The following is a 13,080-nucleotide window of genomic DNA, read 5'->3' as shown; positions in this document are numbered from 1 at the left end:
GGGCCGAAACGACCACATGCTGAGACAACTGCTACGTGTGCTCATAACAAGAGAATCACAGCCTCGCCGCACCACTGCCCGAGCCGCCCAACGGCATCTAGAGTCACGGCCAGTCACCGCGCCACCGGATTGGGCCAGGCCCTCCGCGCACCCCGGCTCCCGCCACTCAGGCGCGGCGCCTCCTGAACCGAAGGGGACCCCCGTGCGTCATCGTGCAGCAGTTGTCGTGAGCATTGCCGTCATCGGCGCCCTCAGCCTGAGCGCCTGCGGCTCCCGCGACGAGAAGAAGTCCGGCGACGGGGGCGCCACCGGCGGCGGCTCCACCACCGTCACCATCGGTGTCGACGCGCCGCTCACCGGCGACCTCTCCGCCCTCGGCCTCGGCATCCGCAACTCCGTGGACCTCGCCGTCAAGAAGGCCAACGAGTCCAACGAGGTCCCCGGGGTCAAGTTCCAGATCAAGGCCCTCGACGACACCGCCAAGCCCGCCCCCGGCCAGCAGAACGCCACCCAGCTCGTCGCCGACAGCAGCGTGCTCGGCGTCGTCGGCCCGCTCAACTCCAGCGTCGCCCAGTCGATGCAGCAGATCTTCAACGACGCCAACCTCGCCGAGGTCTCCCCCGCCAACACCGGCGTCGCCCTCAGCCAGGGCGAGAAGTGGGCCACCGGCGACAAGAAGCGCCCCTTCAAGTCCTACTTCCGCACCTCCACCACCGACGCCGTCCAGGGCCCGTTCGCCGCCCAGTACCTCTTCCAGGACGCCAAGAAGACCAAGGTCTTCCTCATCGACGACCAGAAGACCTACGGCGCCGGCCTCGCCGCCACCTTCAAGGGCGAGTTCACCAAGCAGGGCGGCACCATCGTCGGCGAGGAGCACGTCAACCCCGACGACCGCGACTTCTCCGCCATCGTCACCAAGGTCAAGAGCTCCGGCGCCGAGGCCGTCTACTACGGCGGCGAGTACCCCGCGGCCGGCCCGCTCTCCCTCCAGCTCAAGGAGGCCGGCGTCAACATCCCCCTGATGGGTGGCGACGGCATCCAGAGCGGCGACTTCATCAAGCTCAACCCCAAGAGCCAGGGCGACTTCGCCACCGCCGTCGGCCTGCCCGTCGAGCAGCTCCCCACCGCCGCCAAGTTCATCTCCGACTACAAGGCCGGCGGCTACAAGGACGCCTACGAGACCTACGGCGGCTACTCCTACGACAGCGCCTGGGCCATCATCCAGGCCGTGAAGAACGTCGTCAGCGCCAACAACGGCAAGCTCCCCGCCAACCCGCGCGCCGCCGTCGTCGACGCCGTCCAGAAGGTCTCCTTCAACGGCGTCACCGGCACCGTCTCCTTCGACGAGTTCGGCGACACCACCAACAAGCAGCTCACCGTCTACACCGTCAAGGACGGCAAGTGGGCCGTGGAGAAGTCCGGCACCTTCAAGGGCTGACCCGCCCCGGGCCGGCCCACCGAGGGCCGGCCCACCGGCCACCCGGACACACACCAGCACCACAGCGCGCGGGGGCGCCACGAGTGCCCCCGCGCGCCCCCACATCCACCACCCACGCGGACACCCCCGAACGCACAACGGAGGCCCAGCGGTGCACGACCTACCGCAGCAGCTGGCCAACGGCCTGATCCTCGGAGCCCTCTACGGGCTCGTCGCGATCGGCTACACGATGGTCTACGGCATCGTCCAGCTCATCAACTTCGCCCACGGCGAGATCGTCATGGTCGGCGGCTTCGGCGCCCTGACCGCCTACCTCGCCCTCCCCGGCGGCACCACCCTCTGGCTGGCCCTACCGCTGATGCTGATCGCCGGCATCCTGGTCTCCACCCTCACCGCCGTCGCCGCCGAGCGCTTCGCCTACCGGCCCCTGCGCAACGCCCCCCGACTCGCCCCCCTCATCACCGCCATCGGGCTCTCCATCTTCCTGCAGCAGCTCGTCTTCTCCTTCTACCCCGACGCCAAGAAGGCCCGGGTCTTCCCCAAGATCCCCGGCGACCCCTTCAGCCTCGGTTCCATCACCGTGCAGCGCAGCGACCTCTTCCTGATCATCGCCGCCCCGCTGTGCATGCTCGCCCTCGGCTGGTTCGTCACCCGCACCCGCTCCGGCCGCGCCATGCAGGCCACCAGCCAGGACCCCGACACCGCCAAGCTCATGGGCATCGACACCGACCGCATCATCGTCATGGCCTTCGCCATCGGCGCCGCGTTCGCCGCCGTCGCCGCCATCGCCTACGGCCTGCGCAGCGGCCAGGTCGACTTCCGCATGGGCTTCCTGCTCGGCCTCAAGGCCTTCACCGCCGCCGTCCTCGGCGGCATCGGCAACATCTACGGAGCCATGCTCGGCGGCGTCGCCCTCGGCCTCGCCGAGAGCCTCGCCACCGGCTACATCCAGCACCTCCCCGGCATGCACCTCTTCGGCGGCGGTGCCTGGAAGGACGTCTGGGCCTTCGTACTCCTCATCCTCGTGCTCCTCGTCCGGCCCCAGGGCCTGCTCGGCGAGCGCGTCGCGGACAGGGCGTGACCACCATGACCACCACCAGCACCGAAACCACCCCGGTCATCCCCCTCCCGGCCCGTGCCGCCACCGCGCTCACCGGCCTCGGCGCCCTCGCCACCGCGGCCTCCGCCGCCCTCTCCTGGACCTGGACCCCGGACTTCCCCGGCGACCTCACCTACACCGGCTCCCCCGCCGGCCTCCAGTGGCTCGCCCTCACCGCAGGGCTGCTCACCCTCGCCCTGCTCCTCGCCACCCAGGGCGTCCCCGGCCTGCGCTGGGCCGCCCCCAGCGGCAGCAACAACGCCGTCCTCTACGCGGCCACCGGCGCCCTCGCCATCAGCGCCTTCTCCGTCACCGCGATCTCCGTCGAACTCGGCGGCCTCGCCAACCTCGAACCCGGCGGCTGGGTCCTCGCCGCCGGCGGCATCCTCTCCGTCGTCGGCGCCCTCGGCCTCCCCCTGGACCGCCGCACCCACGTGCCGCTGCGCGTCCTGGACAAGCGCCTCTTCCTGCTCGTCCCCGCCGCCCCCGTCGGCTGGTTCGCCGCCCACGCCATCCCCGGCGACAAGCCCGTCGCCCCGGTGATGACCGCCCTCGCCGGCGCCCTCGCCATCGCCACCGGCGCCGTCCTGCTCCTCCAGCTCGGACACCTCGCCAACAGCCGGCTGCGCCTGGGCACCGTCGAGCGCCCGCTCCCCGCGGCCCGCCAACTCCCCTCCTGGGTCGAGATCCTGGTCATCGTCGCCGCCTTCGGCATCGGGCTCTTCGCGATCACCTTCGGCATCGACACCGAGTACGGCGAGCTCTTCACCGGCTACCTGCTGCTCGCCGGCCTGGTCGTCGCCGCCCTCGCCAAGGCCGGCCTGATCGCCCGGCTGCGCGCCCTCACCGTGAAGTACCGGCCGGTCACCACCGGCGCCGCCTTCGCCGCCGCGGCCAGCTTCCCGTTCACCCAGACCAGCGACCAGTACACCTCGGTCGCCACCAACATCCTGATCTTCGCCACCGTCGCCCTCGGCCTCAACATCGTCGTCGGCCTCGCCGGTCTGCTCGACCTCGGGTACGTCGCCTTCCTCGGCGTCGGCGCCTACGCCGCCGCCCTGGTCTCCGGCTCCCCCGCCTCGCCCATCCACGTCCAGTTCCCGTTCTGGGCCGCGATGCTCACCGGCGCCGCCGTCTCCATGGTCTTCGGCGTCCTCATCGGCGCCCCGACCCTGCGGCTGCGCGGCGACTACCTCGCCATCGTCACCCTCGGGTTCGGCGAGATCTTCCGCATCACCATGCTCAACCTGAACGGCACCACCGGCCCCAAGATCACCAACGGCTCCAACGGCATCCCCCGGATCCCGGACCTGGAGATCTTCGGCTTCGACCTCGGCAAGCCCCACACCGTCGCCGGCATCGAACTCGGCCGCTTCTCCAACTACTACCTGCTGATGCTCCTCGTCACCGCCCTGGTCGTGCTCGTCTTCGCCCGGGTCGGCAACTCCCGCATCGGCCGCGCCTGGGTCGCCATCCGCGAGGACGAGACCGCCGCCGAGGCCATGGGCATCAACGGCTTCCGCCTCAAGCTCCTCGCCTTCGCCCTCGGCGCCTGCCTCGCCGGCCTCGCCGGCACCGTCCAGGCCCACGTCAGCTACACCGTCACCCCGGACCAGTACACCTTCGCCGAGGCGCTGCCGCCGAACTCCGCCTTCCTGCTCGCCGCCGTCATCCTCGGCGGCATGGGCACCATCAGCGGACCCCTCGCCGGCGCCACCCTCCTCTTCCTCATCCCCAAGAAGCTGGAGTTCCTCTCCGACTACCAGCTGCTCGCCTTCGGCGCCGCCCTCATCGTCCTCATGCGCGTCCGCCCCGAGGGCCTCATCCCCAACCGCCGCAGCCGACTGGAGTTCCACGAGGCCGCCATCCCCGCCCAGTCCACCGGCGACGACGTCGCACTCACCAAGGCAGGGGCGTGACCACCCAGATGACCACCACCGCCGCACCCCTGCTCGAAGTCACCGGCGTCACCATGCGCTTCGGCGGCCTCACCGCCGTCAACGACGTCAGCCTCACCGTCCGCGAGGGCGAGATCATCGGCCTCATCGGCCCCAACGGCGCCGGCAAGACCACCTTCTTCAACTGCCTCACCGGCCTCTACGTCCCCACCGAGGGCGCCGTCCGCTACCGCGACACCCTCCTGCCGCCCAAGCCCCACCTCGTCACCCAGGCCGGCATCGCCCGCACCTTCCAGAACATCCGGCTCTTCGCCAACATGACCGTCCTGGAGAACGTGCTCGTCGGCCGCCACAGCCGCACCAAGGAGGGCATCTTCTCGGCCATCCTGCGCGGCCCCGCCTACCACCGGGCCGAAGCCGAGAGCCGCGAGAAGGCCATGGAGCTCCTCGCCTTCACCGGCCTCGCGGACAAGGCCGACCACCTCGCCCGCAACCTCCCCTACGGCGAGCAGCGCAAGCTCGAGATCGCCCGCGCCCTCGCCTCCGACCCCGGCCTCCTGCTGCTCGACGAACCCACCGCCGGCATGAACCCCCAGGAGACCCGCGCCGCCGAGGAACTCGTCTTCGCCATCCGCGACCGCGGCATCTCCATCCTCGTCATCGAGCACGACATGCGCTTCATCTTCAACCTCTGCGACCGCACCGCCGTGCTCGTCCAGGGCCAGAAGATCGTCGAGGGTGACCGCGAGACCGTCCAGAACGACGAACGCGTCATCACCGCCTACCTCGGCGCCCCGCTCGAAGGCACCACCGCAGCACCGGAGGACACCCCGTGACCGCGCTCCTCGAGGTCGAAGACCTCCGCGTCTCCTACGGCAAGATCGAAGCCGTCAAGGGCATCAGCTTCACCGTGAACCAGGGCGAGGTCACCACCCTCATCGGCACCAACGGCGCCGGCAAGACCACCACCCTGCGCACCCTCTCCGGCCTCCTCAAGCCCACCGCCGGACGCATCACCTTCGACGGCCAGGACCTCTCCACCGTCCCCGCCCACAAGATCGTCTCCCTCGGGCTCGCCCACTCCCCCGAGGGGCGGCACATCTTCCCCCGCATGACCATCGAGGAGAACCTCCTCCTCGGGGCCTTCCTGCGGACCGACACCGCCGGCATCGCCGCCGACGTCGAACGGGCCTACACCCTCTTCCCCATCCTCGGCGAACGCCGCCGCCAGGCCGCCGGCACCCTCTCCGGCGGCGAGCAGCAGATGCTCGCCATGGGCCGCGCCCTGATGTCCCAGCCCAAGCTGCTCATGCTCGACGAGCCCTCCATGGGCCTGTCGCCGCTGATGATGCAGAAGATCATGGCCACCATCGTCGAGCTCAAGGGCGACGGGACGACCATCCTGCTCGTCGAGCAGAACGCCCAGGCCGCGCTCTCCCTCTCCGACCGCGGCTACGTCATGGAGACCGGCCGCATCGTCCTCTCCGGCACCGGGGCGGACCTCCTCCACGACGAGTCCGTCCGCAAGGCCTACCTCGGCGAGGACTGAGCCCCGGCACGGCGAAGGGCCCGGCGGATCACGATCCGCCGGGCCCTCCCCGTTGTCCACACCCACTCGGAGGCGTCCTACTCGGACGCGTCCTCCTCCGCCTTCTTGCGGTCCTGGGCCTCGCCCTCCTCGATGACCGCCTCGGCCACCGCGGCCATCGTCATCCGGCGGTCCATCGACGTCTTCTGGATCCAGCGGAACGCGGCCGGCTCGGTCAGCCCGAACTTCGTCTGCAGCACGCCCTTCGCCCGGTCCACCAGCTTCCGGGTCTCCAGCCGCTGGGTGAGATCGCCGATCTCCTTCTCCAGCGCCCGCATCTCGGTGTACCGCGACACCGCCATCTCGATCGCCGGCACCAGGTCCGCCTTGGAGAACGGCTTCACGATGTACGCCATCGCACCCGCGTCCCGGGCCCGGTCCACCAGCTCCCGCTGCGAGAACGCCGTCAGCATCAGGACCGGCGCCAGGTGCTTCTCGTGGATCTGCTCGGCGGCGGAGAGCCCGTCCAGCACCGGCATCTTCACGTCGAAGATCGCGAGGTCCGGCTGCAGCTCCTCGACGAGCCGCACCGCCGTCGCCCCGTCCCCGGCCTCGCCGACGACGGTGTACCCCTCCTCCTCGAGCATCTCCTTGAGGTCGAGGCGGATCAGCGCCTCGTCCTCGGCGATCACGATCCGGGTGATCTGGGGCGTATCGGTCTCAAGCGGCTGTGCCTGCTCGTCGGCGGTGCTCACGGGGCTCCTAGTTCCGGCGGGGTACTGCATGCACGAGGGTACCTAGACACGGTATGTTTGAGGTCAGCAGGGTCGGGGGGCAACCTTCGAATCTGTGGATGCCCCGGTAGCCCAGCGGCCAGAGGCACGGCGCTCAAACCGCCGACAGCGTGGGTTCGAATCCCACCCGGGGTACTTTTCCTTCGATTTCAAAGCCATTTAGGGCAACCCAACGGTTGGCGATCTTCATTCGTTCGAGTGGAAACCATCCCATTCGCCTCCGCGTTCGGCGCAATGGTGTTGAAGATCACCCGTATGGCCGTTCGATCCACCCGCCAGGAAGCCGTCCTCCTGCTCCGCCAGGGCGTCCGCAATTCCGAGGTGTCCCGCCGCCTCGGAGTGCCCCAGGGCACGGTCGGCGCCTGGAAGCACCACGACCTCGCCGGACGCGGCAAGCTTCCCGGCCGCAAACGCTCCACCTGCCCGCACTGCTACGGCGACGAGTTGAACCGCTCCTCGTACGCCTACCTCCTGGGCCTCTATCTCGGTGACGGACACATCCTGCTGCCCAACGAGTACCGCAAGACCCAGAGCCTCCAGGTCACGTGCGACGAGAAGTGGCCGGGGATCATCGACTCCGTCGAGCAGGCCATGCGTCAGGTGCTCCCCCACAACACGCCCTGCCGCGTTCGCCGAACCGGCTGCCGCGACGTGAAGGTCTACTCGAACCACCTCGTCTGCCTGTTCCCCCAGCACGGCCCCGGCAGGAAGCACGAGCGCACCATAGCCCTGGAGCCGTGGCAGCAGGAGATCGTGGATGCGCACCCCTGGGAGTTCCTCCGCGGCCTCGTCCACTCCGACGGCTGCCGGATCACCAACTGGACCACCCGGACGGTGGCCGGGGTCCGGAAGCGCTACGAATACCCGCGGTACTTCTTCACCAACACCTCGACCGACATCATCGGCCTCTTCACCGCCACCCTCGACGCCGTCGGCGTCCAGTGGAAGCACGCCTCCCGCTCCAACGGCGCCGCCAACATCTCCGTCGCCCGCAAGGCCTCCGTGGCCCTCATGGACGCCCACATCGGCCCCAAGCACTGACGGCGGCACGGGCGTGCCGCGCCGCCGTCGGTGGCCGGTGCCGGTCAGTTGTCCAGGGCCCCGACGTGGTGGACGCGGACGAGGTTGGTGGAGCCGGCGAGGCCGGGCGGGGAGCCGGCGGTGATGACGACGATGTCGCCCTTCTGGCACCGCCCCAGCGAGAGCAGCGCGGCGTCGACCTGTTCGACCATCTGGTCGGTCGTCGGGGCGAAGGGGCCGAGGAAGGTCTCGACGCCCCAGGTGAGGGCGAGTTGGCTGCGGACGGCGGGTTCGTAGGTGAAGGCGAGGACGGGGATGGGCGAGCGGTAGCGGGTGAGGCGGCGGGCGGTGTCGCCGGACTGGGTGAACGCGATGAGGTACTTGGCGTGCAGGAAGTCGCCGATCTCGGCGGCGGCCCGGGCGACGGCGCCGCCCTGGGTGCGGGGCTTGTTGCCGGCGGTGAGCGGGGGGAGGCCCTCGGCGAGGACGTCGTTCTCGGCGGCCTCGATGATGCGGCCCATGGTCCGGACGGTCTCGACGGGGTACTTGCCGACGGAGGTCTCGCCGGAGAGCATCACCGCGTCGGTGCCGTCGAGGACGGCGTTGGCGACGTCGGAGGCCTCCGCGCGGGTGGGGCGGGAGGCGTTGATCATCGAGTCGAGCATCTGGGTGGCGACGATGACCGGCTTGGCGTTGCGCCGGGCGAGCTTGACGGCGCGCTTCTGGACGAGCGGGACCTGTTCGAGGGGCATCTCCACTCCCAGGTCGCCGCGGGCCACCATGATGCCGTCGAAGGCGTCGACGATGGATTCGAGGTTCTCCACGGCCTGCGGCTTCTCGATCTTGGCGATGACGGGGACGTGACGCCCCTCCTCGGCCATGATCCGGTGGACGTCCTCGATGTCGCGTCCGCTGCGGACGAAGGACAGCGCGACGAGGTCCGCGCCGGTGCGCAGCGCCCACCGCAGGTCGGCGACGTCCTTGTCGCTGAGCGCGGGGACGGAGACGGCGACGCCGGGGAGGTTGAGGCCCTTGTGGTCGGAGACGAGGCCGCCTTCGAGGACGAGGCAGCGGACGCGGGGTCCGTCGACCTCGGCGACTTCGAGGGTGACGCGGCCGTCGTCGACGAGGATGAGTTCGCCGGGGGTGACGTCCTCGGCGAGGCCGGGGTAGGTGGTGCCGCAGATGTCCTTGTCCCCGACGACGCCGTTGTCGGTGGAGATCGTGAACTCGTCGCCGCGTTCGAGAAGTACGGGGCCGTGGGCGAAGGTGTCGAGCCGGATCTTCGGGCCTTGAAGGTCGACGAGGACGCCGACGCTGCGGCCGGTCTCGTCGGCGGCTTTGCGGACGCGGCGGTAGCGCTCCTCGTGTTCGACGTGGGAGCCGTGGCTGAGGTTGAGGCGGGCGATGTCCATTCCGGCGTCGACCAGGGTTTTGATCTGGTCGTACGAGTCGGTGGCCGGCCCGAGGGTGCAGACGATTTTTGCTCGGCGCATAGTGCTGAGACTAGGCATTACCGGCGCGTAACCACGAGGCGGGTCCGAACCGCGGGATGACCTTTGCGGTAAGGAGAGTTGAACAATCTGACACGCCCTCGGACCGGTGTGCGAGGGGCCGTCGGGGGCGCTCCGGCCGCGGGGCGTGCCGATGCGATTCCGTGAAGGGGTGTTCACTCCCGGTTCACCGTGGCTTCGGCCGCCGCTCCCCGCCCGGCGGGACGCTCGTCACCCCCGGGTGTCCACCCGGTCGGCGGGGCGGACGAGGGGAGCGTTCGGTATGAGACGTGCGGTGGGGGTGCTGGCGGCGCTGGTCCTGCTGGGCGGGGTGACGTACGCGCTGGTTCCGGGGGACGATCCGGGCGGCGGGGATCCGGTCACCGTGTCCGGTCTGATCGGCTCGGAGAAGCGCGACTTCTTCCAGGACCAGCGGGTGGTCGACGAGTTGGCCAGGCAGGGTCTGAAGGTGAACGCGGAGAGCATCGGGTCCTGGTTGATGGACGGTGACGCGAAGGACTTCGCGTTCCCGGCGAGCCAGCCGCCGGCGGACAAGCTCCGCCAGGAGTGGGGGATCAAGGAGGTGCCGGTCCAGCCGTTCTACTCGCCGCTGGTGATCCTCGCGCACCGCCCGGTGGCGGACGTGCTGAAGCAGAACGACCTGGCGACGCTGGACCAGGCGACGGGGCTGTGGACGTTCCGGATGGACGCCTACGTGGCCGCGCTGAAGGCGGGCCGCACCTGGTCGGACCTGAAGGGCTCGGCGGAGCACGCCGAGCTGCGCGGTCCGGTGTTCCTGACCACGACGGACCCGGAGTCCTCCTCGTCGGGGGCGCTGCACATCGCCCTGTTGTCGTACCTGGCGAACAACCGCCAGGTGGTGTTCGACCAGTCGGGCATCGACGCGACGAAGGACCTGCTGCGGACGGCCACGGCCGTCCAGGGCGGGCAGAAGAGCAGCAGCGACGAGCCGTTCAAGGCCTTCCTGGCGGGGGTGGGGAGCCCGCTGGTGCTGGCCTACGAGTCCCAGGCGGCCGCGATGGTGCTCAAGGGCGAGCAGACCGGGGACATGGTGGTGCTGTACCCGGACACCACGATCTACACCGACCACACGATCGTCGGCCGCACCGCGGCGGGCCGGAAGCTGGCCGCGCAGTTGCACGACAACGCCGAGCTGCGCCGCCTGGAGGCGCAGTACGGGTTCCGTCCGCAGGACGATCCGGATGCCTTCGCGGCGCTGGTGAAGGGCAGGAGCCCGGCGCTGGCGCCGAACCTGGCGGCGGCGAAGGTGAATCAGCCGCCGGTGCCGGTGCCCGATGTCCTGACCAGGCTGATCAAGGCTGCCAAGGGGAAGGCCCAGTGAACTTCCGTATGCACAGGCGAAGTTGGTTGGCGGCCGCGGTGGCGGCCCTGTTGGCGGCCACCGGGTGCACGTCCTCGGGCGGGGAGCGGCCGCCCGCTCCGAAGCCGTCCGATCCGCCGGCGGCGACGGCGCAGCCGGGGGTGCTGCGGGTGCTGGCCGGCAGTGAGCTGCAGGATCTGGCGCCGGTGCTGGAGGAGGCGCGGAAGGCGACCGGGGTGACGGTCCAGTTCTCCTGGACGGGTTCGCTGGACGGTGCGGACGCGGTGTCCTCGGGCCGGGCGGACGGCAAGTACGACGCGGTGTGGTTCCCGTCGAACCAGTACCTGCGGCTGGACGACGCCGGGAAGTCGAAGGTGCTGTCGGAGACGCCGGTGATGGTGTCGCCGGTGGCGGTGGGGGTGCGGTCGTCGGTCCTGGACGAGCTCGGTTGGGGGGACGGCTCGAAGGTCTCCTGGGCGCAGGTGGGGGACGCGGCGGCGGCGGGCCGGCTGTCGTACGGGATGTCGGACCCGACCCGGTCGAACTCGGGTTTCTCGACGCTGGTGGCGGTGGCGGCGGCGTTCTCCGGCGCCGGGTCGGCGCTGAGCGAGGCGGACGTGCAGAAGGCCACGCCGCAGCTGAAGCGGTTCTTCGCCGGGCAGAAGCTGACGTCGGGGTCCTCGGGGTGGTTGGCGCAGGCCTACTCCCGGGCGGAGCCGGGGAAGGTGGGGGCGCTGGTGAACTACGAGTCGGTGCTGTTGTCGATGAACCGGTCGCTGCCGAAGGAGCAGCAGCTGACGGTGGTCCGGCCGGTGGACGGGGTGGTGTCGGCGGACTACCCGCTGTCGTTGCTGTCCTCGTCGGCGCAGCGGGAGCGCGACTCGTTCCAGCGGCTGACGGCGTACCTGCTGAAGGAGGACGTGCAGAAACGGATCTCCGAGGTGACGCTGCGCCGTCCGGTGGCGCCGGGGGTGGCGCCGGCCGCGGGTCTGCCGTCGGACCGGCGGCGGGAGCTGCCGTTCCCGGGGAGCCGGGCGGTGGCGGACGGGCTGTTGGCCTCGTACCAGAACGAGCTGCGGCGGCCGTCGCGGACGGTGTACGTGCTGGACACCTCGGGTTCGATGGAGGGTCCGCGGATCGCGTCGCTGAAGGCGGCGCTGAGCCGGTTGACGGGGGCGGACGACACGCGGGGGGTGCGCCGGTTCCGGGACCGCGAGGAGGTGACGCTGCTGTCGTTCGCGTCGACCGTGAAGTGGGCGCGGACGCACGCGGTGCCGGCGTCGGGGAGCCAGCCCGGTCCGCAGGCGGAGCTGGCGGCGATCGACGCGGACGTGCAGTCGTTGTCGGCGTCGGGGGGTACGGCGCTGTACGCCTCGTTGGAGGAGGCGTACCGGGTGATCGCGCGGCAGCAGTCGGCGGCGGGGGACGACCGGTTCACGTCGATCGTGCTGATGACGGACGGGGAGAGCAACGAGGGGGCGACGGCGGACGACTTCCAGCGCTTCCACGCGGGGCTGTCGCCGGCGCAGCGGGCGATCCCGGTGTTCCCGATCAGGTTCGGGGAGGCGGCGGTGGGCCAGTTGCAGGGGATCGCGGACGTGAGCGGTGGGAAGCTGTTCGACGGGTCGGGGTCGCTGGACGGGGTGTTCGAGGAGATCCGTGGCTACCAGTGACGGGTTCCTCCGCCGGGCGCTGGCGTACCTGGAGTCGACCCGGAACCTGGTCGGCTGCGGGGCGGGCGCGGTGGGGCTGGGGCTGCACTTCGCGGGGCTGGGCGGGGTGTGGTGGCCGGGGGTGGTGGCGGGGCTGTACGGGGCGGGTGCGCTGTTGACGCCGGGGGCGCGGCGGGTGGTGGTGCCGCCGGTGCCTCCGGTGCCGAAGGTGCCGCCGATGCCGACGGGCTCGGCCCCGCGGCCGCGTCCGGCGCCCGCGGAGCCGGCGGAGGGTTCCGGGGCGGTGTCGGCCTCCGGCGCCGGATCGGTCCCGGCTCCGGTCGCGGCCCCGGTGCCGGATCCGGAGCTGGTGGCGTTGGCGGCGTACCTGGACACGGTGGCGCTGCCGGCCTCGGCGGGGGTGGACCGGCTGCTTGAGGCGCTGCGGTCGGCGGGGCCGGGGCCGGTGGCGGACGGGATCGTCCGGTTCGGGCTGCCGGTGGCGGTGGCGGGCTACCTGCGGGCGCTGGCCTGGCGGCCGTGGGCGGGGGCGGACGGGCCGGATCCGGAGGCGGAGCTGGGCCGCGAGGTGCGGCGGCTCTCCTCCGAGCTGGGCTGACGAGCCGGGCCGACGAGCTGGGCTGAGGGGGCGTCGGGGGGCGGGGGGGCATCGGGGGGCGTCGGGGGGCGTTCCGGTGACCGCCCTTACCACCTCACCCCCCGCCCACCGCCGTCACGAACGAGTCGCCAAGATCTCACCTGTTGGAAACGTCGGAGGGCTATCCATCGCCGGGGCCCGCACGGCACACTTCTACG

At 70.9% G+C, this 13,080-nt stretch carries 11 protein-coding genes and 1 tRNA gene; 10 read left to right on the top strand and 2 right to left on the bottom strand.

Translation table 11 applies throughout. The features are described from left to right. The first annotated feature begins 202 nt into the window (after positions 1 to 202). From ACFYUY_RS06835 to ACFYUY_RS06815, 5 genes are all read left to right on the top strand, one after another. Positions 203 to 1,438 (top strand): branched-chain amino acid ABC transporter substrate-binding protein, encoded by a 1,236-nt coding sequence (locus tag ACFYUY_RS06835; RefSeq protein ID WP_360212426.1) that lies wholly within the window; start codon positions 203 to 205, stop codon positions 1,436 to 1,438. A 151-nt stretch (positions 1,439 to 1,589) separates the two neighbouring features. Continuing rightward, a complete protein-coding gene (locus ACFYUY_RS06830; protein ID WP_360212427.1) occupies positions 1,590 to 2,519 on the top strand; it encodes a branched-chain amino acid ABC transporter permease in 930 nt (309 codons plus the stop codon). Between the two features lie 5 nt (positions 2,520 to 2,524). After that, a complete protein-coding gene (locus ACFYUY_RS06825) occupies positions 2,525 to 4,456 on the top strand; it encodes a branched-chain amino acid ABC transporter permease (protein WP_360212494.1) in 1,932 nt (643 codons plus the stop codon). Positions 4,457 to 4,464: 8 nt separating this feature from the next. After that, entirely contained in the window at positions 4,465 to 5,271 is an 807-nt protein-coding gene (locus tag ACFYUY_RS06820) for an ABC transporter ATP-binding protein (protein ID WP_360212496.1), read from the top strand. Next, entirely contained in the window at positions 5,268 to 5,984 is a 717-nt protein-coding gene (locus ACFYUY_RS06815) for an ABC transporter ATP-binding protein (protein WP_360212429.1), read from the top strand. The genes ACFYUY_RS06820 and ACFYUY_RS06815 overlap by 4 nt, the downstream gene beginning before the upstream one ends. Positions 5,985 to 6,061: 77 nt before the next feature. Here ACFYUY_RS06815 and ACFYUY_RS06810 read toward each other — a convergent pair whose 3' ends face one another. Further along, complete coding sequence (locus tag ACFYUY_RS06810; protein WP_360212431.1) at positions 6,062 to 6,718, bottom strand: response regulator; 657 nt, start codon at positions 6,716 to 6,718, stop codon at positions 6,062 to 6,064. A 100-nt stretch (positions 6,719 to 6,818) separates the two neighbouring features. Between ACFYUY_RS06810 and ACFYUY_RS06805 the strand changes: the two genes are divergently transcribed. Then, positions 6,819 to 6,892: transfer RNA gene (locus tag ACFYUY_RS06805), tRNA-Leu, on the top strand. Positions 6,893 to 7,012: 120 nt separating this feature from the next. After that, positions 7,013 to 7,798 carry a helix-turn-helix domain-containing protein gene (locus ACFYUY_RS06800; RefSeq protein WP_387898556.1) on the top strand — a complete coding sequence of 262 codons (786 nt, stop codon included), beginning with the start codon at positions 7,013 to 7,015 and terminating at the stop codon, positions 7,796 to 7,798. Positions 7,799 to 7,842: 44 nt separating this feature from the next. Here ACFYUY_RS06800 and pyk read toward each other — a convergent pair whose 3' ends face one another. Continuing rightward, positions 7,843 to 9,273, bottom strand: coding sequence for a pyruvate kinase (gene pyk, locus ACFYUY_RS06795; RefSeq protein WP_360212435.1), 1,431 nt, complete (start codon positions 9,271 to 9,273; stop codon positions 7,843 to 7,845). Positions 9,274 to 9,553: 280 nt separating this feature from the next. Between pyk and ACFYUY_RS06790 the strand changes: the two genes are divergently transcribed. Genes ACFYUY_RS06790 through ACFYUY_RS06780 form a run of 3 tightly spaced genes read left to right on the top strand, consistent with a single transcriptional unit; the run spans position 9,554 to position 12,883 of the window. Further along, complete coding sequence (locus tag ACFYUY_RS06790) at positions 9,554 to 10,633, top strand: hypothetical protein (protein WP_360212437.1); 1,080 nt, start codon at positions 9,554 to 9,556, stop codon at positions 10,631 to 10,633. An 8-nt stretch (positions 10,634 to 10,641) separates the two neighbouring features. Continuing rightward, complete coding sequence (locus ACFYUY_RS06785) at positions 10,642 to 12,285, top strand: VWA domain-containing protein (protein ID WP_387898552.1); 1,644 nt, start codon at positions 10,642 to 10,644, stop codon at positions 12,283 to 12,285. Next, on the top strand, positions 12,272 to 12,883 hold the full coding sequence (locus tag ACFYUY_RS06780) for a hypothetical protein (RefSeq protein WP_387898549.1): 612 nt from the start codon (positions 12,272 to 12,274) through the stop codon (positions 12,881 to 12,883). The genes ACFYUY_RS06785 and ACFYUY_RS06780 overlap by 14 nt, the downstream gene beginning before the upstream one ends. Positions 12,884 to 13,080: the final 197 nt, after the last annotated feature.

This window comes from Kitasatospora sp. NPDC004745 (assembly GCF_042873275.1).
GTDB lineage: Bacteria > Actinomycetota > Actinomycetes > Streptomycetales > Streptomycetaceae > Kitasatospora.
This window is presented reverse-complemented; position numbering and strand designations above follow the sequence as displayed.

Excerpts from the sequence above, each read along its gene's own strand:
- ACFYUY_RS06825 (WP_360212494.1), top strand. The coding sequence starts at position 2,525 with ATGACCACCACCAGCACCGAAACCACCCCGGTCATCCCCCTCCCGGCC.
- ACFYUY_RS06820 (WP_360212496.1), top strand. The coding sequence starts at position 4,465 with ATGACCACCACCGCCGCACCCCTGCTCGAAGTCACCGGCGTCACCATG.
- ACFYUY_RS06800 (WP_387898556.1), top strand. The coding sequence starts at position 7,013 with ATGGCCGTTCGATCCACCCGCCAGGAAGCCGTCCTCCTGCTCCGCCAG.
- pyk (WP_360212435.1), bottom strand. The coding sequence starts at position 9,273 with ATGCGCCGAGCAAAAATCGTCTGCACCCTCGGGCCGGCCACCGACTCG.
- ACFYUY_RS06790 (WP_360212437.1), top strand. The coding sequence starts at position 9,554 with ATGAGACGTGCGGTGGGGGTGCTGGCGGCGCTGGTCCTGCTGGGCGGG.
- ACFYUY_RS06785 (WP_387898552.1), top strand. The coding sequence starts at position 10,642 with ATGCACAGGCGAAGTTGGTTGGCGGCCGCGGTGGCGGCCCTGTTGGCG.